At 67.3% G+C, this 21873-nt stretch carries 19 protein-coding genes, 1 pseudogene and 2 riboswitches; of the genes and pseudogenes, 16 read left to right on the top strand and 4 right to left on the bottom strand.

The features are described 5' to 3' along the window. Positions 1-70: 70 nt before the first annotated feature. The 7 genes from ACVCMI_RS05605 to ACVCMI_RS05575 all read left to right on the top strand — a co-directional run bounded on the left by ACVCMI_RS05605 (position 71) and on the right by ACVCMI_RS05575 (position 6628). A complete protein-coding gene (locus ACVCMI_RS05605; RefSeq protein WP_136257518.1) occupies positions 71-340 on the top strand; it encodes a YlcI/YnfO family protein in 270 nt (89 codons plus the stop codon). Further along, positions 337-636, top strand: a complete 300-nt coding sequence (locus tag ACVCMI_RS05600; protein ID WP_447097118.1) for a type II toxin-antitoxin system RelE/ParE family toxin — start codon at positions 337-339, stop codon at positions 634-636. Before ACVCMI_RS05605 ends, ACVCMI_RS05600 begins: the two co-directional genes overlap by 4 nt. 28 nt (positions 637-664) lie before the next feature. Continuing rightward, complete coding sequence (locus ACVCMI_RS05595; protein WP_447097119.1) at positions 665-2308, top strand: HsdM family class I SAM-dependent methyltransferase; 1644 nt, start codon at positions 665-667, stop codon at positions 2306-2308. Beyond that, the gene (locus tag ACVCMI_RS05590; RefSeq protein ID WP_447097120.1) at positions 2301-3554 is read left to right on the top strand and encodes a restriction endonuclease subunit S; all 1254 of its coding nucleotides are present in this window, start codon (positions 2301-2303) and stop codon (positions 3552-3554) included. Before ACVCMI_RS05595 ends, ACVCMI_RS05590 begins: the two co-directional genes overlap by 8 nt. Beyond that, on the top strand, positions 3551-4108 hold the full coding sequence (locus ACVCMI_RS05585) for a DUF6933 domain-containing protein (RefSeq protein ID WP_447097121.1): 558 nt from the start codon (positions 3551-3553) through the stop codon (positions 4106-4108). The genes ACVCMI_RS05590 and ACVCMI_RS05585 overlap by 4 nt, the downstream gene beginning before the upstream one ends. 122 nt (positions 4109-4230) lie before the next feature. Continuing rightward, a complete protein-coding gene (locus ACVCMI_RS05580; protein WP_395116624.1) occupies positions 4231-5895 on the top strand; it encodes an APC family permease in 1665 nt (554 codons plus the stop codon). 145 nt (positions 5896-6040) lie between these two features. Beyond that, on the top strand, positions 6041-6628 hold the full coding sequence (locus ACVCMI_RS05575; RefSeq protein WP_447097122.1) for a YceI family protein: 588 nt from the start codon (positions 6041-6043) through the stop codon (positions 6626-6628). A 9-nt stretch (positions 6629-6637) separates the two neighbouring features. Here ACVCMI_RS05575 and ACVCMI_RS05570 read toward each other — a convergent pair whose 3' ends face one another. From ACVCMI_RS05570 to metX, 3 genes are all read right to left on the bottom strand, one after another. Further along, a complete protein-coding gene (locus tag ACVCMI_RS05570; protein ID WP_447097123.1) occupies positions 6638-7720 on the bottom strand; it encodes a homoserine dehydrogenase in 1083 nt (360 codons plus the stop codon). Further along, positions 7717-8907 (bottom strand): cystathionine gamma-synthase, encoded by a 1191-nt coding sequence (gene metB, locus ACVCMI_RS05565; protein WP_447097124.1) that lies wholly within the window; start codon positions 8905-8907, stop codon positions 7717-7719. Before metB ends, ACVCMI_RS05570 begins: the two co-directional genes overlap by 4 nt. 92 nt (positions 8908-8999) lie before the next feature. Further along, positions 9000-10010 carry a homoserine O-succinyltransferase MetX gene (metX, locus tag ACVCMI_RS05560; protein ID WP_447097125.1) on the bottom strand — a complete coding sequence of 337 codons (1011 nt, stop codon included), beginning with the start codon at positions 10008-10010 and terminating at the stop codon, positions 9000-9002. Between the two features lie 86 nt (positions 10011-10096). Continuing rightward, a riboswitch (SAM riboswitch) is annotated at positions 10097-10213 on the bottom strand. A gap of 178 nt (positions 10214-10391) precedes the next feature. On the opposite strand from metX, the gene ACVCMI_RS05555 reads away from it, so the two are divergent. From ACVCMI_RS05555 to ACVCMI_RS05515, 9 genes and pseudogenes are all read left to right on the top strand, one after another. Beyond that, entirely contained in the window at positions 10392-11138 is a 747-nt protein-coding gene (locus ACVCMI_RS05555) for a 2OG-Fe dioxygenase family protein (protein ID WP_395116616.1), read from the top strand. A gap of 79 nt (positions 11139-11217) precedes the next feature. Continuing rightward, complete coding sequence (locus tag ACVCMI_RS05550) at positions 11218-11571, top strand: DUF1304 domain-containing protein (RefSeq protein WP_447097126.1); 354 nt, start codon at positions 11218-11220, stop codon at positions 11569-11571. Further along, positions 11568-12251 (top strand): M24 family metallopeptidase, encoded by a 684-nt coding sequence (locus tag ACVCMI_RS05545; protein ID WP_447097127.1) that lies wholly within the window; start codon positions 11568-11570, stop codon positions 12249-12251. Before ACVCMI_RS05550 ends, ACVCMI_RS05545 begins: the two co-directional genes overlap by 4 nt. Before the next feature lie 211 nt (positions 12252-12462). Continuing rightward, on the top strand, positions 12463-12909 hold the full coding sequence (locus ACVCMI_RS05540) for a hypothetical protein (protein ID WP_395116610.1): 447 nt from the start codon (positions 12463-12465) through the stop codon (positions 12907-12909). A 236-nt stretch (positions 12910-13145) separates the two neighbouring features. After that, positions 13146-15275 carry an elongation factor G gene (fusA, locus tag ACVCMI_RS05535; RefSeq protein ID WP_395116608.1) on the top strand — a complete coding sequence of 710 codons (2130 nt, stop codon included), beginning with the start codon at positions 13146-13148 and terminating at the stop codon, positions 15273-15275. Positions 15276-15543: 268 nt separating this feature from the next. Beyond that, positions 15544-17421, top strand: coding sequence for a potassium transporter Kup (locus tag ACVCMI_RS05530; protein ID WP_447097128.1), 1878 nt, complete (start codon positions 15544-15546; stop codon positions 17419-17421). A gap of 93 nt (positions 17422-17514) precedes the next feature. Beyond that, a pseudogene (locus ACVCMI_RS05525) lies at positions 17515-18900 on the top strand (sensor histidine kinase); the annotation flags it as partial. Further along, positions 18897-19619, top strand: a complete 723-nt coding sequence (locus ACVCMI_RS05520; RefSeq protein ID WP_447097130.1) for a response regulator — start codon at positions 18897-18899, stop codon at positions 19617-19619. The pseudogene ACVCMI_RS05525 and the gene ACVCMI_RS05520, both read left to right, overlap by 4 nt. 21 nt (positions 19620-19640) lie before the next feature. Next, positions 19641-21086: a M20/M25/M40 family metallo-hydrolase gene (locus ACVCMI_RS05515; RefSeq protein ID WP_447110621.1), complete on the top strand. Its 1446-nt coding sequence runs from the start codon at positions 19641-19643 to the stop codon at positions 21084-21086. 39 nt (positions 21087-21125) lie between these two features. Here ACVCMI_RS05515 and ACVCMI_RS05510 read toward each other — a convergent pair whose 3' ends face one another. Then, positions 21126-21692: a manganese efflux pump MntP gene (locus tag ACVCMI_RS05510; protein ID WP_395116598.1), complete on the bottom strand. Its 567-nt coding sequence runs from the start codon at positions 21690-21692 to the stop codon at positions 21126-21128. Between the two features lie 33 nt (positions 21693-21725). After that, positions 21726-21865: riboswitch (yybP-ykoY riboswitch) on the bottom strand. Between the last annotated feature and the right edge of the window lie 8 nt (positions 21866-21873).

Below are 21873 nucleotides of genomic sequence, written 5' to 3'. Positions count from 1 at the left end.
CCCGTTTCTGGCGGCCCGGCGTCGACCGTGCTAGGGTTGCATCGCAAATGCTATGCAAGAGGATGCCGCCATGAAAACCGCCACCTTGCCGCCCCTGCGTGTCGCTCCCGAGCTGCGCCAGGCAGCCGAATCCGTGCTGCGCGAGGGCGAGACCTTGTCCAGTTTCATGGAACAGTCCCTGCGCGACGAGGTGAATCGCCGCCACATGCAAGCCGAGTTCATCGCCCGCGGTCTGGCGGCGCGGGAAGACGCCAAGCGCACAGGTGGGTACTTCACGGTCAATGAATCGCTCGCGGGCCTGGATGCCATTCTCGCCAAGCACAAGCCCGACGCCCAGTGAGTTTCCGGGTCCGGATCAGTCAGGCCGCGCAGCACGATCTCGAGCGCCTGCTGGATTTCCTCGCACCCGTGGACTACCCCGCGGCCTTGCGCGCACGCGCGGCGATCGAGCGCGGCTACGCGTTTCTGGCGGACATGCCGTTTTCCTGCCGCAAGGTGGACGACGCCAACCCCTTCCTGCGCGAGCTGGTCATCCCTTTCGGCTACGCCGGCTACGTCGCCTTGTTCGACATCGAAGACGAGCACACCCTCACCATCCTCGCCGTCCGCCACCAGCGCGAAGACGACTACCACTGAAACCGAACCTTCGACATTCCCGGACCCGATGAATCCCAGCTACCAGCAACAAACCCGCGACCTGATCGATGGCCTCAAGGCCGTGTGCGCCAGCGCCGGCCTCGGCAACGACGGCAACGAATACAAGATCATCGTGCAGACCTTTCTGTACAAGCTGCTGTGCGACAAGTTCGCCTACGAGATGAAGCGCGCTTGCCCGGCGCTGGCCGGCGTGGATGACTGGATCGTCGGTTGGCAGGCACTGCCCGAAGAGGCGCAGCAAGACCTGCAAGACATGCTGCCTGCGGAAACCCCGCGCCTCACCGCCGACCAATTGATCCCCAGCCTGTTCAACCGCCAGAGCGAACCCGGCTTCGCCAGGCTGTGGGACGACACCCTGATCGCCATCGCCGTGGCCAACAACGACATCTTCGCGGTGCAGACCGACGACGGCGAAAAGGTGCCGCTGTTCGACCGCCTCAGCGAATACGTCACCGGCAGCTTGGAGAAGCGCGACGGCTTCGTCCGCGCGCTGTTCAACAAGCTGGTGGGGGTGAGCTTCGAGCGCCTGTTCGAGCAGAAGTACGACTTCTACGCCGCCCTGTTCGAATACCTGATCAAGGACTACAACAAGGACAACGGCGGCAAGTACGCCGAGTACTACACCCCGCACGCGGTGGCCACCATCATGGCCGACATCCTGGTGCCCGAAGACAAGCGCGGCGCGGTGAAGAACGCCGCCTGCTACGACCCGGCCTCGGGCTCGGGCACCCTGCTGATGGCGCTGGCCCATGCCATCGGCGAAGACCATTGCAGCATCTGGTCGCAGGACATCTCGCAGAAATCCTCCAGCCTGCTGCGCCTGAACCTGGTACTCAACAAGCTGGTGCACTCCATCCCGCACATCACCCAGGGCAACACCATCCTGCACCCGGTGCACCGCGACCCGAACGCACCCAGCAAGCTACGCCAGTTCGACTACATCGTGTCCAACCCGCCGTTCAAGATGGATTTTTCCGATTTCCGCGACGACCTGGAATCGGACGCCAACGCCAGCCGCTTCTTCGCCGGCATCCCCAAGGTGCCGAACAAGGCCAAGGACAAGATGGCGATCTACCTCTTGTTCATCCAGCACATCATCGCCAGCCTGAAACCCGGCGGCAAAGCCGCCGTGGTCGTGCCGACCGGCTTCATCACCGCCAGCAGCGGCATCGAGCTGCGCATCCGCCAGAAACTGGTGGACGAAAAGATGATCGCAGGCGTGGTCTCCATGCCCAGCAACATCTTCGCCACGACCGGCACCAACGTATCCATCCTGTTCCTCGACACCACGAACCGCGACGGCGTGGTGCTGATCGACGCCTCCGCGCTGGGCACCAAGGTCAAGGAAGGCAAGAACCAGAAGACCCTGCTTAGCCATACCGAAGAGCAGCGGATTGTCGACACCTTCAACGCCCGAGAGGCGGTGGAGGATTTTTCGGTGGTGGTGGATCACGCGGCGATCGCGGCGAAGAATTATTCGCTGAGTGCGGGGCAGTATTTCGAGGTGAGGATCGATTACGAGGACCTGACGCCGGAGCAATTTGCGGCGAAGGTGGCGGCGTATCAGGCGAATCTGGCAGGGATGTTCGAGCAGTCGCGGGAGCTAGAGGGTGAGATTGCCGAAGCCATCGGAGGCTTGCGGTATGGGTGATTTCATCATCCCAACAATTTCGCAGATTGGCGAAACGATTACCGGGAAAACGCCATCCTCGGAGTCGCCCGGAGACTTCGGTAACGCCACACCGTTTGTTACCCCTTCGGACTCATTCGATCAGAAGTTCATCACGCACACCGAGCGATCGCTGTCTGCTGCCGGCGTCGCGAAACTTAGAGGCAAGCTCCTGCCACCCAACAGCGTGCTGGTAACTTGCATCGGCTCCGCCATGGGTAAGGTCGCGATGTGCAAGGTCGCTAGCATCTCGAACCAGCAAATTAATTCCATCGTCGTTCGTGACGACTACTCCGCCGACTACATCTATTACGCGCTCACGAACAACTATCGTTCTTTGCGAAATGCAGCGACGGGGAGCACTGCGCTCCCCCTGCTGAACAAGGGGGACTTCGACGCGCTGAAATTTCAAATTCACAGCAACAAGGCAGAGCAGAAAAAAATAGCCGCCGTTCTCTCCGCCCTCGACGCCAAGATCGACCTCAACCAGCGCATCAACGCCGAGCTGGAGGCGCTGGCGAAGACGATCTACGACTACTGGTTCGTGCAGTTCGACTTCCCCGACGCCCACGGCCGCCCTTACAAATCCAGCGGCGGCGCGATGGTCTGGAACGACACCCTCAAGCGCGAGATTCCCATGGGCTGGAAGGCGCAACCGCTATCCGAACTTGGCAGTTTCCGTAACGGCATCAACTACGATCCTTCCATCGGAGGTGATTCCGTCGCGCGCATTGTCAACGTACGTAACGTTTCAGCCACTTCCATCTTTCTGAATAGTGACGATCTGGACGAGTTGGAGTTGGATCAGGCCGACATAGACAAGTACCTAGTTACGGCCGACTCAATCTTGATTGCCCGAAGTGGCATTCCCGGCGCGACCCGCATGATGCAGCCGTGCCCGACTAACACAATCTACTGCGGATTCATTATTTGCCTGAAAGTTGCGAACGCTGAAAACAAGCTGCTGCTTTTCTTCCGACTGAAGCAGCTGGAGCAGTCGCTGCTTTCCCAATCAAGCGGCTCTATCCTTAAGAATGTGAGTCAAGACACTCTTAAGGACATCAGTTTGGCTGTGCCGAGAGAGAGATCAGTCATTGAGAAATTCAACGCAGCAATTGCGCCGTTGTTTGAGAAGATCAGCGCAAACAATCTGGAGAACGTCGAACTCACCCAACTCCGCGACTGGCTGCTCCCCCTGCTGATGAACGGCCAGGTGCGCGTGGCATGACCCTCCTGCGCTGCACCGCCAAGCTGCTCAAGCGCCTGAAGCAGCCGGCCAAGCCGCCGGAACCCGCGCCCGAGGCGAACCCGCTGGGCGAGTGGTATGCGGACATCGACTTCTGGCGCCGGCAGCCGTTCGTGGTGCTGCTCAATGCCGTCACCGGTGCGGTGCTGGTCCTGCCGGGCAATGCGGCGAACCTGCGCGTGCTGCACGAGCGCGCGCTGCTGCAGTTCGCCGCCATCGCCGAACATCACGGCTTGCGCGGGCCGGGCGTCGATGCGGAGCTGCACGGCTTCGACGCCGGCTTCGCCTTCGCCGCCACCCGTGACCGCAACCTGCTGGCCTCGCTCAACCAGCGCAAGTTCGAGCTGTGGATGACGCTGGAACACAGCGACCGCTCCCTCCCCGAAGCCGCAGCACGCGACTGGGATGGCCTGTTCAAGCACCCTGCGCTGGGCCGCAACACGCGCCACAACATGGAATACCACCGCCCGCTCGACCTGCTGCGCCAGCATCTGCTGCCGGCCGCGCAAGTCCTTCCGTTCGGCCGAGCGTCGTGACCGGTACGCGAGGAAGGGACAGCCGCAACGGCTGCATGACCGCCGGCAGGTGACAGCTGCGGCCCGATTCTGCAACCATCGGCCCCTTCACGGCGCGCTTCGCGCCGCTACGGGAACCTCGCATGACCCAAGAACGCGCGATCCGCCGCGATGTCGGCCCGTTCGCCCTGATGCTTACCGGCCTGGGCTCGATCATCGGCTCGGGCTGGTTGTTCGGCGCATGGCGCGCGGCGCAGATCGCAGGACCGGGGGCGATCTGGGCGTGGGTGATCGGCGCGGTGGTCATCATGGCGATCGCGCTGACCTACGCCGAGTTGGGCGCGATGTTTCCCGAATCCGGCGGCATGGTGCGCTACGGGCACTACTCGCACGGCTCGCTGGTCGGCTTCATCGCGGCGTGGGCGAACTGGATCGCGATCGTCTCGGTGATCTCGGTCGAAGCGGAAGCGTCGGCGCAGTACATGTCGTCGTGGAAGTGGGATTGGGCGAAGGATCTCTATCACCAGGTTCCTGGCAGCCATGGCGAGCTGAGTACCACCGGCCTGCTGATCGCCGCAGCGCTGGTGATCGTGTACTTCCTGTTCAACTTCTGGAGCGTGAAACTGTTCGCGCGCTCCAACACCGCGATCACGCTGTTCAAGCTGGTGATCCCCGCGCTCACCGCGGTGCTGCTGATGATGAGCGGCTTCCATCCGGAGAACTTCTCCGTCGGCATCCACGGCGAACTGCACAAGACGGACTTCCCCTCGATCCTCACCGCGGTGGCGATCGCCGGCATCGTGTTCAGCTTCAACGGTTTCCAGAGCCCGGTGAACCTGGCCGGCGAGGCGCGCAACCCCGGCCGCAGCATCCCGTTCGCGATCGTCTGCGCGATCGCGCTGGCCACGATCGTCTACGTGCTGCTGCAGGTCGCGTTCATCGGCGCGGTGCCGCGCGAGATGCTGGCCAACGTGGGCTGGCACGGCATCGACTTCTCGTCGCCGTTCGCCGACCTGGCGATCATTCTCGGCCTGCAATGGCTGGCCACGCTGCTGTTCATCGACGCGGTGATCAGCCCGAGCGGCACCGGCATGACCTACACCGCCACCACCGCGCGCATGCTGTATGGCATGGAGCGCAACGGCACCTTGCCGAAGATCCTCGGTACCGTGCATCCGAAGTGGGGCGTGCCGCGGCCTGCGATGTGGGTGAACCTGGCGGTGTCGTTCCTGTTCCTGTTCTTCTTCCGCGGCTGGGGCGCGCTGGCGGCGGTGATCTCGGTGGCCACGATCATCTCCTACCTCACCGGCCCGGTCAGCGTGATGACCTTGCGCCGCACCGCGCCGGAATTGAATCGCCCGTTCCGGCTGGCCGGCCTGCCGGTACTCGCCGGGGTTGCCTTCATCATGTCCACCGAGTTGCTGTACTGGGCGAAGTGGCCGCTGACCGGCGAGATCATCGTGCTGATGGTGGTCGCGTTGCCGGTGTACTTCTACTACCAGGCCAAGGCCGGCTGGCATGATTTCGGTCGGCAGATGAAGGGCGCCTGGTGGCTGGTCTGCTACCTGCCCACGCTGGCGCTGGTGTCGTGGGCCGGCAGCCCGATGTTCGGCGGCAAGGGCTACCTTGCCTACGGCTGGGATCTGGCGCTGGTGGCGGTGATCGGCCTGGCGTTCTACCTGTGGGGCGTGAAATCCGGCTGGCGCACGCCGTCGGTGGAAGCGATCCGGATCGAGGCGCACGAGCATCCGGGCGAACTGCAGGTGCCGCCGGACGAAGAGAGCGCCGAGCGCATCACCGGCCGCTGAGCGCGCCCCATTCGATCGACGAGACGCACGGCCCAGGCCGTGCGTTTTCGTTCATGCGTGCCTGGCCGTGTCGATAACGCGGAGGCCCGTTCGTCGCCCGGACATGCATCCATCTTCGGCTGCGCATTTCGAACGGGAGTCGCCCATGTTTTCCAACCGCACCGCCGTCGCCACCACCGTGTTCCTGCTCGCCGCCAGCGGCAGCGCCCTCGCCGCCGCCACGACGTACCGGATCGATCCGGATCACACCTACCCCAGCTTCGAGGCCGATCACATGGGCGGGCTGTCGGTATGGCGCGGCAAGTTCAACCACACTCGCGGCACGGTGACGCTGGACAAGGCGGCCGGCCTCGGCACGGTGGACGTCACCGTCGACATGACCAGCGCCGATTTCGGTCAGGAGCAACTCAACAAGGGCGCGCGGGGCAAGGATTTGTTCGAGACGGCGAAGTATCCGCAGGCCCGGTACACCGGCAAGCTCGTCGACTTCGTCAATGGAGCGCCGACCCGGGTCACAGGCAAGCTGACCCTGCACGGCGTTACGCATCCGCTGGACCTGAAGATCGACAGCTTCAAGTGCATGCAGCACCCGGTGTTCAAGCGCGAAGTCTGTGGCGCCGATGCGCTGGCCACGTTCCGGCGCGACACCTTCGGCATCGATGCCGGCAAGGATTACGGCTTCGGCATGGACGTGACGCTGCGCATCCAGGTCGAGGCGATTGCGGCCAAGTGAGACGCGCCCTCACCCCAGCGCCAGCACATCCCCCAGCAACGCCTGCGCTGTCACTTCCGGGCCGGCGCCCGGGCCCTGGATCACCAGCGGCTGGGTGTTGTAGCGGGTGGTGGTGAGGGCGAACTGGTTGTCGGTGCCGTACAGGCGCGCGGCCGGATGGGTCAGCGGCACTTCGGCCAGGCCCACGCGAGCCAGGCCGCGCTGGTTGAGTCGGGCGAGGAAGCGCAGCACGCAACCGCGCGAGGCGGCGGCCGCGTGACGCGCGGCGAGCGGCGCATCCAGCTCGCCCAGTCGCGCCAGGAACGTGTCGGCATCGAGCGCACGCAGCGCCTCGGGCACCAGGCCTTCCACCTGCACCTCGTCGCTGCCCAGCGAGAAGCCGGCGTTGCGCGCGAGGATCAGCAGCTTGCGCGCCACGTCCTCGCCGGACAGGTCCGAGCGTGGATCGGGCTCGGTGTAGCCCAGCCGACGCGCCTCGCGCAGCAGCTCGGAAAACGGCCGGCTGCCGTCGTACTGGTTGAACAACCACGACAGCGAGCCGGAGAACACGCCCTCCAGCGTGAGCAGGTGATCGCCGCATGCGCGCAGCCGACGCAGCGTGGACAGCACCGGCAGGCCCGCGCCGACCGTCGCCGAATCACCATAACTGCCGCCACTGCCCAGCGCCGCCTGCAGCGCGCGCCAGCCGGAGAGTTCACCGCCGGCCAGCGCCTTGTTCGCGGTGACCACGTGGTAGCCGTGCGCCAGCCACTCGGCGTGGCGCGCGGCCAGCGTCGCGCTGGCGGTGGCGTCGACGATCACTTTCGTCGCCGCCTCGCTGGCGTCCAGTGCCGCGAGCAGGCTGGCGTTGTCGCGCGGCGCGCCGTGCTGGTTGAGCTGCTCGCGCAGGCCGCGCCGGGCCAGCCGGTCCGGATCGGTCTGCTGGCGCCGCGAGTTCGCCGCACCGACCAGGCGCAGCGAACGGGCCGCGTCGGTGTTGAGCAGCTTCAGCAAGGCACCACCCACCACGCCGGTGCCGAGCAGCACGATCGCCGTGGTCGACGCCGCCGCGCCGCGCGCGTGGAGCGCGCGCTCGGCCAGCACCGCGCTCATGCGGGCACCCGGCGTTTGGACGTCCGTACCGCTTCGGCGCGGGCCAGTGCGGCGTCGACGTCGCGCAGCAGGTCGTCGCCGTCCTCGATGCCCACCGACATGCGCAGCAGGCTGTCGGAAATGCCCGCCGTGCGCCGCGCCTTCGGCGCCATCGAGGCGTGCGTCATGGTCGCCGGGTGCGCAATCAGGCTTTCCACGCCGCCCAGCGATTCGGCCAGCGAGAAATATTCCAGTCCATCGACGAAGGCCTCGATCTGCGGCACGTCGCCGTCCAGTTCGAAGCTGAGCATGGCGCCGAAGCCGAGCTGCTGGCGCGCCGCCAGCACATGGCCGGGGTGGCCGGCCAGGCCCGGGTAGTAGACCTTGCGCACGGCAGCATGGCCGTCCAGCCGCTCGGCCAGGCGCGCCGCGTTCTCCTGATGCTGGCGCAGGCGCACGCCCAGCGTGCGCAGGCCGCGCAGGGTGAGGTAGCTGTCGAACGGCGCGCCGGTGAGCCCGGTGCAGTTGGCCCACCACTTCAGCTGCTCGGCCACCGCCGCGTCGCGCGCCACCACAGCGCCGCCGACCACGTCGCTGTGGCCGTTGATGTACTTGGTGGTCGAGTGCACCACCACGTCCGCGCCGAGCAGCAAGGGCTGCTGCAGCGCCGGCGACAGGAAGGTGTTGTCGACCACCAGCAGCGCGCCGGCCGCATGCGCGGCTTGCGCGACGTGGCGGATGTCGGTGATCCGCAGCAGCGGATTGGATGGCGTCTCCACCCATACCAGCGCCGGCTTGCGCGCCAGCGCCGCGGCCAGTGCCACGTTGTCGGTGAGGTCGGCGAACTCGACCGCGAAGCGCCCCTTCTTTGCCCACGCATCCAGCAGGCGCCAGCTGCCGCCGTAGCAATCGTGCGCCGCCAGCACGGTGGCGCCGGGCGGCACCAGTTCCAGCGCCAGCGCCACCGCCGACATGCCGCTGGAAGTGACCACTGCGCCGGCGCCCTGCTCCAGCTCCGCCAGCGCCTCGGCCAGCAGATCGCGGGTGGGATTGCCGCTGCGCGAATAGTCGTATGCGCGCTTGCGACCGAAGCCCTCGAAGCTGTAGTTGGTCGACAGGTGCAGCGCCGGCACCACCGCGCCGTGCTGGGTATCGCTTTCGATGCCGGCGCGCACGGCGCGGGTACAGGGGGCGGGGGTGGCGCTCATGTCGTTCTCCGGATCGTCTTCGTCATGTCTTCTGGTCGTAGGGCGGGCACCGCCCGCCGCCGGTGCCGGGCGAATGGCGGGCAGTGCCCGCCCTACAGGGCTAGCGCCTCGCGCAGCAGCGGCGCGAGTTGTTCGGGTTCCTTCAGGAAGGCGTCGTGGCCGTAGGGCGACTCGACCACTTCGAGCGTGGCCGGGCCGCGCAGGCGGCGCTGCAACTCGCACAGGTCGGCCAGCGGCACCAGCCGGTCGGACGGAAAGCCGATCAGCGTCGCCGGCGCGGCCACCTGCTCGGGCTCGACCTGGTGCAGGTCGATCGATTCGGACAGGGCGAGGAAGCGATCGGCATCGAAGCGCTCGACGAAACGCCGGCCCTGGTGCTCCAGGTAATCCTCGACCGGGAAATGGAAGCGTTCCGCGCGCTGCTCGGGCGCGCCGGCGAAGCGGCGACCGAATTCGGCGCTACCGCGATAGGTGGTGATCGCCAGCTGCCGCGCCAGCGCCAGCGCCTCGTCGACATGGCCGCTGGCCTGGCCCAGCCGCACGATGCCGCGCTGCACGCTGCGCTGGGCGGTGCTGAGCGGGTGCGGCCGGTGGGCACCGGCCAGCAGCACGAGTCGGTCTGCCGCACGCGGATGGCGGGCGGCGAAGGCCAGCGCCACCATCGCACCGTAGGACGAGCCGACGAAGGCATGCGCGCGGGCGATGCCCAGCACGCGCAGCAGGCCAGCCAGCGCATCGGCCTGGTCCTCGCTGGAGACTGCCTCGGCGCCGAGTTGCGCGCTATCCAGCCAGTCGATCGACAGCACCCGGCAACGCGTCAGGTCGATCGCCGCGCCGTCGTTGGCCAACTCCCGCCACCAGCCGGCCGCACCGCTCACATCGCAATCGGCCGAGATGCCGCCCTGCACGATCACCGTGGGTCCCCCCACCGCGCCGTGCCACGCGTAGCCAACCTCGACTTCGCGCGGGCCGCTGCCGTACTTCGGCTGCAGGATCAGCCGGCGGCTGTCGCGCCGGGCGGCCAGGCGCAGGCACGGTTCCCCCGACGGCACGAACGCGTCGTGCGGGGTGTCGATACATCGGGCTTGGGACTGCAAGGTCATGCCAGTGGCTCCGGTCGGCATCGCCCCGCGGGGGACCGGAGTGGCCGCCGCCCGTGACTCGGCGGCGCAGGCCGCGAAACGGGTGACGCCCATCTACCGGCAGGTGCACCGCGCACCTCCGCAGGAGTTGGCACCTTGACGGAAACGCTCCGCAGGTTGCCCCGGCTTCAAAGGGCCTGTCCCTCAGCCGGTCTCGATGAGTGGACGGATGGTGGCGCCTGGAACGCCTTGTGTCAATAGACGTCTAAACATCTAAACGTTTATATGGGTGGGTGACATTCCGTTGCATTTTCGAGCGATGGCGGCGGGCAGTGCCCGCCCTACGGGTTGCGCGATCGGCGCACTGTCCGGCTGCGGGGGATGCTGCTACCGTGTCGCCCCATGACTCCCCCTCTCGACCGCCCCGCCTTGCAGGCCCGCCTGCATCGCGACGGCTTCGCCTTCGTCACCGCCGAACACATGCGCCAGTTGCTGCCGATGCCGGAGATGGACGACTGGCCGGCCTTTCGCGCCAGCTGGAACGACTTGGCACCCGACACCTACCTGGCGGCGGTAGGTCGGCATCGCAGCCGGCGCCACGCCACGTTCGCGATCGAGCCGGACGGCACGCTGCAGCGCCAGCCGCACCAGCCGCACTGGCAGAGCGCGCGCTACAACCCGTTGCAGGGCGACATCCAGCGCTGGTTCCTGCCGATCCGGCCGGCGCTGGCCGGTGGCGCCAGCATGCGCTGCATCCTGCAGTTTGCGCATGCGCTGTTCGCCCCGATGGCGGCCGGCGGGCCGCGCCGCTGGCATGTCGAGACGCACCAGTTCCGCATCGAGGCGCGCGCCGACGAGCCTGGCGAGCCCACCCCGGAGGGCGTCCACCACGACGGCGTCGACTACGTGCTGGTGCTGCTGATCGACCGCCAGAACATCGAGAGCGGCACCACCACCATCCACGCCGATGACGGCGCGCTGCTGGGCAGTTTCACCCTGGCCCATCCGCTGGACGCGGCCATGGTCATCGACGCCCGCGTCAGCCATGGCGTCACCGCGGTCACCCCGATCGACCCGGCGCAAGCGTCGCATCGCGACGTGCTGGTGGTGACCTTTCGCGCTGCGGCGCCGGCGTCCCCCGGCGCCTGAGCGCACCTCGCCGGCGGCCATTTGCGCCATCGAATCGGCCGCTGCGACAATCACCGAACGGCCTCATCGCGAGCACGCCATGCCCCTCGTCGCCAACCTCCTGATCGTCCTGATCGCGCTGCTGCACCTGTGGTTCCTGATCCTCGAGATGTTCCTGTGGACGCGACCTTCCGGTCGCCGCGCGTTCGGCCTCAGCGAGGAGTTCGCCGAACAGTCGCGTGCGCTGGCGGCCAACCAGGGGCTGTACAACGGCTTCCTCGTCGCCGGGCTGATCTGGGGCGTGTGGCTGGGTCCGGACGGGTTCGCCATCAAGGTGTTCTTCCTTGGCTGCGTGCTCGCCGCGGGCGTGTTCGGCGGGCTCACCGCGGCGCGCAAGATCCTCTGGTTCCAGGCACTGCCGGCCGCGGTCGCGTTGCTGCTGGTGCTCGCTTGAGCCGCGCGCAGGGCACCACCCGGGAAGCGGTGGGGGCGCGCTTTGATCCGGCGCTGATGCTGCGCGCCCGCGAGCGCAGCTGGGCGGCGCTGCAGGCGATTCGCGCGCGCATGCAGCCGGGCATCAGCGAACCCGAGGCGGTGGCGCTCGCCCACGAGGTGTTCGCCGAACTCGGCAGCGAGCGGTTGTGGCACCGGCCGCTGATCCGCATCGGCCGCAACACCACCAAGGGGTTCCGCGAACCTTCCGAGCCGGGCGTGCGGCTGGGCGAGAACGACAGCTACTTCATCGACCTCGGACTGGTCTTCGACGGCCACGAAGGCGACGTGGGCGATACCTTCGTGGTCGGTCACGCGCCGCAACGCCAAGCCTGCGCCGACGCGGCGCGCGCCCTGTTCCGGCAGGTGGCCGACGCCTGGCGCCACGACGGCCTGAGCGGCCGCGCCCTGTACGCCTTCGCCGCCCAACGCGCCGCGGCCATGGGCTGGCGTTTCAACCAGGCGATCAAGGGCCACCGGGTCAGCGATTTTCCGCATGCGATCCACCACGGCGGCGACCTCGGCGACCTCGACCGCGTGCCGGCCAGCGGCCTGTGGATACTGGAGATCCAGCTCGCCCACCCGAGCGAACCCTTCGGCGCCTTCCACGAAGACCTGCTCGAGGGCAACCGCCTGAGCTGAGGGTCGCGCCGGTCACAAGCTGACGCATCGCGTCGCTGGCCGCCGGCAGCGCGACCGGCCGAGGCAGGCGCAGCCTGGGCCGGCGCTGCCCGCGCTGGCGCGGCCGGCGGCGTGGACAAGACTTTTGGCACCGCTCGTGCATGAGCCAAGGCAGGCAACGCGACGCGCCCCATTCGCCGGGTCGTCGCCACTGGGGAACGAGGACACGCACATGCTGGCCACTACAACCGACTCCGCCGATACGTCAGATCGACACGACCAGACCGTGCGCCGCTTCATGGAGCACGCCCGCGCGGTCGCCGCCGGCGAAGCCGAGGGCGACGTGTTCACCTGGTTCCTGGCCGGCGAATACCAGTGGGAAATGGAAGCCGCCGGCACCTGGCTGGTGGAATCGCCGGCAAGCCGGTTGTCCGTGACGGAGAAGGACACCATGCGCCACTTCATGTCGTGCATGCCGGCGATCCGCGACGCCATCCTGGACGGCCGCAAGGCCGCCGCACGGCGCAACGACAGCTCACTCGCGCCCGAATGGACCGACTGGCTGGAACTGGCCGCGCTGCCGAGCTGGAACGACTTCACCATCCGCACCGCGATCCTGCTCAGCCAACTGGGCGAACCGGCGCGCAACGACCCGCACTACGGCATCGTCGCGGGCTGAGCCTGCGCCCCCTCCCCGGCTTGCGGGGGAGGGTCGGGTGGCTCGCTCCCGGCAAACGAGGAGCGAGAACAAGAACCTCATCCCCTCACCCTCCCCATCCCCGGGGGAGCGGCAGCGCGTGGCGCACCGCCACCCGTGCCCGGCCACGCCCTGATCCCTGCACGTCCCTCCTCGCTACAATGGGCGGATCGCCGGTCGCATCCTGCGCTTCCGGCCCTCTCCAATGGACGCGCGTCATGGCTCGCAGCAAACCTCTGCAACGTTTCCGCAACATCGGCATCATCGCGCACATCGACGCGGGCAAGACCACCACGACCGAGCGCGTGCTGTACTACACCGGCCGCAAGCACCAGATCGTCAACACGCACGAGACCAAGGACGGCAAGGGCTCCACCACCACCGACTACATGGAGCAGGAGCGCAAGCGCGGCATCACGATCCAGTCGGCGGCGGTGACCACGGAGTGGAAGGGCCATCAGATCAACCTGATCGATACCCCGGGCCACGTCGATTTCACCATCGAGGTGAACCGCTCGCTGCGCGTGCTGGACGGCGCCGTGGTCGTGTTCGACGGCGTCGCCGGCGTGGAGCCGCAGACCGAGACCAACTGGCGCCTGGCCGACCAGTACCACGTGCCGCGGCTGTGCTACGTCAACAAGATGGACCGCATCGGCGCCAACTTCGCGCACTGCGTGAAGGGCATCCGCGAACGCCTGAACGCGCCGGCGCTGCTGTGCCAGGTGCCGCTGGGCAGCAGCGACGAGTTCTGCGGCATGGCCGACCTGGTCGCCGGCGTGGCGCTGATCTGGCAGTCCGACGACAAGGACAGCAAGTGGGAGACGGTCTCCTTCGAGGAGGCGCAGCAGCGCCTGAAGTTCGCCACGGCCGCCGACAACGAGTGGCTCTCGCAACTGCCCGCGCTGCGCCAGGAGCTGCTCGAACACGCGCTGGCGATGGACGATGACGCCTTCGAGCGCCTGATCGAAACCGGCGAGCACGACCCGGAAGTGCTGAAGAAGTGCATCCGCACGGGCTGCGTCAGCGGCAAGCTGGTGCCGGTGCTGTGCGGCTCCTCGTACAAGAACAAGGGCGTGCAGCAGCTGCTGGATGCCGTGGTCGACTACATGCCCTACCCGGGCGAGAACGGCGGCATCTCCATCGTCGACGAGGACGGCAACGCCATCGGCGAACAGCCGGTCACCGACGATGCGCCCGCGCGCGCGCTGGCGTTCAAGGTCATCAACGACCAGTTCGGCACGCTGACCTTCTGCCGCATCTACTCCGGCGTGATCCGGAAGGGCGACACCCTGCTCAACGTCACCCGCGGCAAGAAGGAGCGCGTGGGCCGCATCGTCGAGGTGCAGGCCGACCACACCCGCGAGATCGACGAGACCCGCGCCGGCGACATCTGCGCCTTCGTCTCGATGAAGGAGACCGAGACCGGCGACTCGCTGAGCGACCCGGCGCACCCGGCCCTGCTCGAACGCATGCGCTTCCCCGACCCGGTGATCAGCGTGTCGGTGGAGCCGAAGAACCGCAACGACGTCGACAAGCTCTCCACCGCGCTCTACAAGATGGTCAAGGCCGACCCCTCGCTGCGCATGGAGGTGGACCAGGAAACCGGCCAGACCGTGCTCAAGGGCATGGGCGAGCTGCACCTGGAAATCACCATCGACCGCATGCGCACCGAGCTGGGAGTGGAAGCGAACATGGGCAAGCCCAAGGTCAGCTTCCGCGAGGCGTTCGGGCAGACGGTGGAGCACACCTACACGCACAAGAAGCAGTCCGGCGGCTCCGGCCAGTTCGCCGAGGTCACGATCATCTTCGAGCCGGGCGAGCCGGGCTCGGGCGTGGTGTTCTCCGACGAGGTGGTCGGCGGCCGGGTGCCGCGCGAATACATCCCCGCGGTGCAGCACGCGATCGAGGTCGAATCGCGCCAGGGCCAGGTGGCCGGCTACGAGGTGGTGGATTTCAAGGCGCGCCTGATCGACGGCAAATACCACGACGTGGACTCCTCCGCACTGGCCTTCGAGATCGCCGGGCGCGCCTGCTTCCGCGAGGCGCAGAAGCTCAGCAAGCCGAAACTGCTCGAACCGATCATGAGCCTGGAGGTGGTCACCGAGGCGAGCTACCTCGGCGACATCATCGGCGACATCAACCGTCGCCGCGGCAGCATCTCCGACCAGGGCCAGAAAGGCACGTCAGCCTTCGTGCAGGGTTTCGTGCCGCTGTCGGAGATGTTCGGCTACATCAACTTCCTGCGCTCGGCCACCAGCGGCCGCGGCAACTTCAGCATGATCTTCGACCACTACCAGGAAGTGCCCGCCAGCATGGTGGAGAAGCTGATGGAGAAGGAGGCGAAGTAGGTCCGACAGCCGCTGCGGCGAGAACCACCGCGACACATGGAGCAGGCCCGGGAGCTGGCATCCCGGGCCTTTTCGTTGGTGGCTGCTCGCGGCGACCACGGCAATTTTTACGCGAATTTTATGCCGTCAGCGCGTGGCGCTATGCCGCTGTTACGGCCCGACGCCCAGACTGCGCGCCTGATCCATTCCAGGCAGTGCAGATGTTTCACCTCGTCGTTCTTCCCGTCGCACCGGCATCCGCCGGGCCCATCGCCATCGGCCATGGCGCATGAACAACCCGTCGCAAAGGCGCCGGCTCGCCGCCCTGGCACTGGGCGCCGTGGGCGTGGTCTACGGCGACATCGGCACCAGCCCGCTCTACACGTTGAAGGAAGTGTTCGGCGAGCATGGCGTACCGGTCACGCCGGCGAACGTGCTGGGCGCGCTGAGCCTGGTGTTCTGGTCGCTGATCATCGTGGTGTCGATCAAGTACGTGCTGTTCATCATGCGCGCCGACAACAACGGCGAAGGCGGCATCATGGCCTTGCTGGCGCTGGCCCAGCGCAGCGCGCGCGACGTGCCGTATCTGCGCATGGGCCTGATCGTGCTCGGCCTGTTCGGTGCCGCCCTGTTCTATGGTGATGGCGTGATCACGCCGGCGATATCGGTACTGTCGGCGGTCGAGGGGCTGAAGGTCGCCGCACCGGGGCTGGAGCCCTGGGTGCTGCCGATCACCGTCGGGGTGATCATCGGGCTGCTCTGGCTGCAGAAGCACGGCACGCATCGGATCGGCGCCGTGTTCGGCCCGGTCTGCGTGATCTGGTTCATCAGCATCGCCGGCCTCGGCGTGCTGGGCATCGCGCGCCATCCGGAGGTTCTGCGGGCGCTCAGCCCGACCTACGGCATCGACTTCTTCCTGCGCAACCACGCCGAGGCGTTCTTCGCGCTCGGGGCAGTGGTGCTGGCGGTTACCGGCACCGAGGCGCTGTATGCGGACATGGGCCACTTCGGCAGGCGCCCGATCCAGTTGGCCTGGTTCAACTTCGTGCTGCCGGCGCTGGTGCTGAACTACTTCGGCCAGGGCGCGCTGATCCTGCACGACCCCGCCGCGGTGGCCAATCCGTTCTATCACCTGGTGCCGCGCTTCATGCTGTATCCGATGATCGCGCTGGCCACGACCGCCACCGTGGTTGCCTCGCAGGCGGTGATCTCCGGCGCGTTTTCGATGACGCGCGAGGCGATGCAGCTGGGCTACATGCCGCGCATGCGGGTGGTGCACACCTCGTCGGAGATGGCCGGCCAGATCTATGTGCCGTGGATCAACCGAATCCTGTTGATCCTGATCGTGGCGGCCGTGCTCGGCTTCCGCTCGTCGGACAACCTGGGCGCTGCCTATGGCATCGCCGTCACCGGCACCATGGTCACCACCACCCTGCTGGCACTGGTGGTGGCGCGCTACCAGTGGCGCTGGCGCCTGCCGGCCGTGATCGCCACGGGCACTGCCCTTCTCACGGTGGACGTCGCCTTCTTCAGCGCCAACCTGGTCAAGGTGGAACACGGCGGCTGGTTTCCGCTGGCGCTGGGCCTGTGCGTGTTCGCGGTGATGACGACCTGGCGCCGCGGACGCGAACTGGTGGTACGGGAAATCCAGCAAGGCGGCGTGGCGTTGGCGCCGTTCATCCGCAACCTGGCGGATCATCCGCTGGTGCGCGTGCCGGGCACCGCGGTGTTCCTGACCGCCAATGCCGAGGCGATTCCCAGCTCGTTGCTGCACAATCTCAAACACAACAAGGTGCTGCACGAGCGCAATGTGCTGCTTACCGTCGAGACACTGGATACGCCCCGGGCCGAACCTCCGGAACGACTTGAATGGACTGCGCTGGGCCAGGGCTTCACCCGGTTGCGCCTGCGTTTCGGTTTCAGCGAGGACCCGGACATGCCGCTGCGACTGGCACAGTGCGGCCATCACGGCCTGCCGTTCGACATGATGGATACCACCTTCTTCCTGTCCCGCGAGACCGTCGTGGCCGGCCGGCATGCCCACGGCATGGCGGCTTGGCGTGACCGCCTGTTCGCCTTCATGGCGCACAATGCGCTGTCCGCGACCGCGTTCTTCCGGATTCCCGGCAACCGGCGCATCGAACTGGGATCGGAGGTGGAGATATGACACCACATCGGCCATCGACCCATCGCCGGGAACACCCGTCGCATGCATGAGCCGGCGCCACGCCGCCCGCACGACGCGGCCGCGGCCGCGGCCGACTACCTTTTCGCCACCGCGGTCACGCTGGCGGCTTTTGCGCTGACTTTCGTTGCCGACCGCTACCTGTCGATCGCCAATCTCTCGCTGATCCTTCTGACCGGCGTGCTCGCCGTCGCGGTACGCAAGCGCATGGCGGTAGCCGTCTATACGGCCGTATTGTGTTTCCTCGGCTACAACTTCTTCTTCACCCGCCCGCGGTACACGCTGGCCATCGCCAACGGCGACGACGTGCTGGCGATCGTGCTGTTCCTGATCGTCGCGCTCGTCTGCAGCCGCATGGCCACCCGGCTCTCCGACCAGATCGCCTCCCTGCGAACCGCGCAGCAGCGCACGCGCACGCTGTTGCAGCTGGGCAGGCAACTGGCCACCGCCGCCGGTGCCGCGGCGATTCGCGAGGTCGGCGCTCGCGCATTGACGCAGGCGGTCGGCGCAACCGCCCACATCAACCCTGACGAGCAAGCATCCGCCGTCGATCGGAACGGTGAGTCCGGCGGCGAGTGGGTGGTTCCGTTGACCGTCGGCGCCCACGGCCACGGCACGGTGGTGTTTGCCACGCGGGGTTCGGACGAACCCGATGCCGAGCGGCGCGAGCTGGCCCTCGCGATGGGCCAGGACATCGCCCTGGCACTGGAACGCGCCCGCCTGGGGCACGAGCTCGAGCAGGCCCGCGTGCAGGGCGAAACCGAGCGGCTGCGCAATGCCCTGCTCTCCTCCGTCTCGCACGACCTGCGCTCGCCGCTGGCTTCGATGATCGGTGCCGCCGACACCCTAGCCATGTACGAAACGCAGCTGCCGCGGGACGAACGGCAGGAGCTGCTGCAGTCGATCGTGCATGAGGGCCAGCGGCTGGACCGCTACATCCAGAACCTGCTGGACATGACCCGGCTCGGCCATGGCGCGCTCAAGCTGCATCGCGACTGGGTCGATGCGACCGAAGTGCTGGTGACCGCCACCGACAGGCTGCGCCGGTTATTCCCGGCGCTCGCCGTGCAGACCGCGCTGCCGCAGGAGACGGTACTGCTCTATGTGCACCCGGCGCTGATCGAGCAGGCGCTGTTCAACGTGCTGGAAAACGCCGCACACTTCTCGCCGCCCGACGAGGCCGTGCGCCTGGAGGCGGCGGTGATCGGCGAACAGCTGCAGATCGAGGTGATCGATCACGGGCCGGGCATTCCGCCGGATGAGCGGGCGCGCATCTTCGACATGTTCCATTCGGTCTCGCGTGGCGATCGCGGCAACAACGGCACCGGGTTGGGCCTGTCGATCTGTCGCGGCATGATCGGCGCGCACGGCGGCAGCGTGGAAGCGCTGGCCACCGCTGGCGGCGGCACCACCATCCGCATCACCCTGCCCCTGCCACCCGCACCGGAGAGCAGCGCTTGAACACTTCCGCGCCACGCGTGCTGGTGATAGACGACGAGATGCAGATCCGTCGCTTCCTCGACATCGGCCTGCGTGCCGGGGGTTATCAGGTACTGCAGGCGGCCAACGCTGCCGAAGGCCTGGCCCTGGCCGCTACCCAATCGCCCGATCTGGTCATCCTCGACCTGGGCCTGCCCGACCGCGAAGGCCATGAAGTGCTGGCCGAATTGCGCCAATGGAGCTCGGTGCCGGTGCTGATGCTGTCCGTGCGCAGCGCCGAGAGCGAGAAGGTGCGCGCGCTGGACAACGGCGCCAACGACTACGTGACCAAGCCGTTCGGCATGCAGGAACTGATGGCCAGGCTGCGTGCCCTGCTGCGCCACCATCCCGCCACCGGCGCGGCCGACGTGCCGCCGCGGTATGACGACGGCCATCTGGCGATCGACCTGGCCCGTCGCGAAGTCAGCCTCGATGGCAAACAGATCGCGCTGACCCGCAAGGAGTACGCCGTGCTCTCCCTGCTGCTGCGCCATGCCGGCCGCGTGATCAGCCAGCAGCAATTGCTGCGCGAGGTGTGGGGGGCGACGCATGTGCAGGACACGCATTACCTGCGCATCGTGCTGGGCCGCCTGCGCCAGAAGCTGGGCGATGATCCCGCCGCGCCACGCTGGCTGAAGACCGAGCCGGGCATAGGCTACCGTTTCCTGGACGGCAGCGGCGACGAATCCGCACCCAGCTGAAATCCTTGCCGCCACTGGCTGATGGGCGTGCACTGGCGGATATACTCGGCGTTCAACGCCACTGCCTGGAATGCCGCCATGTCGATGCGCCACTTGTTGCCCTGTGTTGGCCTCGCGTTGGCGCTTGTGCAACCTTCCAGCGCAGGCGCCGAAACCACCGCACAGCTGATGCCCGAAACCATGGCCATGCTGCGCCATGCCATCGCCGCGCAGACGGTGGAAGGCAAGGGCCAGGTGCCGGCATTCGCGCGCTATCTCGCCGGCAAGCTGGAATCGGCCGGCTTCGCCAAGTCGGACATCGAGGTCATCCCGGTCGGCGAGACCGCCGCGCTGGTCGCGCACTACCGCGGCAGCGGCAAGGGCAAGCCGATCCTGCTCTCGGCGCACATGGACGTGGTGGCGGCCAACCCGAAGGACTGGAGCCGCGACCCGTTCACGCTGATCGAGGAGAACGGCTACCTGTACGGCCGCGGCACCTCCGACATGAAGACCAACCTCGTCACCCTGGTCGCCACGATGATGCGCTTCAAGCGCGAGGGCTTCGTGCCCGGCCACGAGATGATCCTGGTGTTCTCCGGCGACGAGGAGACCGCGATGGCTTCCACCCGCGAGCTGGCCAGGCGCTACCACGACGCCGAGTTCCTGCTCAACGCGGATGCCGGCGGCGGCACCTTCGACGACCAGCTGAAGCCGGTGGACTATGAAATCCAGGCCGCCGAGAAGACCTATGCGGACTTCCTGCTCACCGTCACCTCGCCCGGCGGCCATTCCAGCGAACCGACGCCCGACAACGCGATCTACCGGCTGGCCCAGGCGCTCGATCGCGTCGCCGGCTACGCCTTCCCGGTGCAGCACAACGAGATCACCCTGGCCTCGCTGAAGGCGGTGGGCGAACACAGCCACGGCCCGCTGGCGCAGGCCATGCTGCAGTTCAGCGCCCACCCCGACGACGCCCGGGCCGCGGCGGTCATCTCGGCCGACCCCGCCTACGTCGGCCAGCTGCGCACCACCTGCGTGGCGACCATGCTCGACGGCGGCCACGCACTCAACGCCTTGCCGCAACGCGCCAGCGCCAACATCAACTGCCGCATCTTCCCCGGCACCAGCGTCGCCGCCGTCGAGGCCACGCTCCACCAGGTGGTGGCCGACCCCAGCGTGAAGATCACCGTGCAACAACCGCCGCCCGTGCAAAGCCCGGCTTCGCCGCTGCGCGAGGACATCGTGGCCGCCGTCACCGCCACCGTGCACGAGCGCTTCCCGGGGCTGGACGTGGTGCCCGGCATGTCCGCCGGCGCCTCCGACAGCCTGCACTTCCGCAACGCCGGCGTGCCCAGCTACGGCGTCTCGCCCAACTTCGGCAAACCCGGCGACAGCTTCGCCCACGGCCTCAACGAAAAACTGCTGGCCTCCGAGGTCCCGGCCGCGCTGGATTTCTGGCACAGCCTGCTGACGAAGCTGGCGAAGTAAGCCGCTCGGCGCGACCGTGCCAGCGGGGTGGGCGTCGCCTCACCCGGCCAGGTGCTCGTACAAAATCACCACGCCCACCCCGATCAGGATGAAACCGCCGATCATCTCCGCGCGCTTGCCCACCACCTCGCCCAGCGCGCGACCAAGCATGATGCCCAGCGTGACCATGCTGAAGGTGCACAGGCCGATCACCACCGCGACCACCGCGATCGGCGTATCGACGAAGGCCAGCCCCACGCCCACCGCCAGCGCGTCGATGCTGGTGGACAGGCCGGTGATGGCCAGCCCGACGAAACCGTGCCGCTTCGCTTCATCGACCGGCTCGTCCGGCTCGGGCTTGAGCCCGTTCCAGATCATGTGCAGGCCCAGTGCCAGCAGCAGGCCAAACGCGGCCCAGTGGTCCCAGGCCTCGATGTAGCGCGAAGCGCCCTTGCCCAGCAGCCAGCCGACGACCGGTGTGATCGCCTCGATCACGCCGAAGATCGCGCCGGCACGCAGCGCCTGGGACAGCCGCGGGCGCGCCATCGCCGCGCCCTTGCCGATCGCCGCGGCAAACGCATCGGTGGACATGGCAAAGCCAAGCAACAGGATGGAGACGGGGTTCATGAGCAGCCATTCGGTCGGGCCAGGCGCAACGGCACCACGACGCGCCCGACCTTCGTTGCGCCGTGAGCCGTTGGTCTCGCCAACCAGGATCGGTGTCTTCGCCACGGCGGATGGACGCCGAGCATGTTGACGAAGACGCCTCGCCGCAGCGAGGCAGGCTACTCCCCAAGGGGTAATGCGC

Source organism: Rhodanobacter sp. UC4448_H15 (assembly GCF_052978265.1).
The sequence above is the reverse complement of the archived record's forward strand: the minus strand, read 5'-3'. Positions and strand labels throughout refer to the sequence as shown.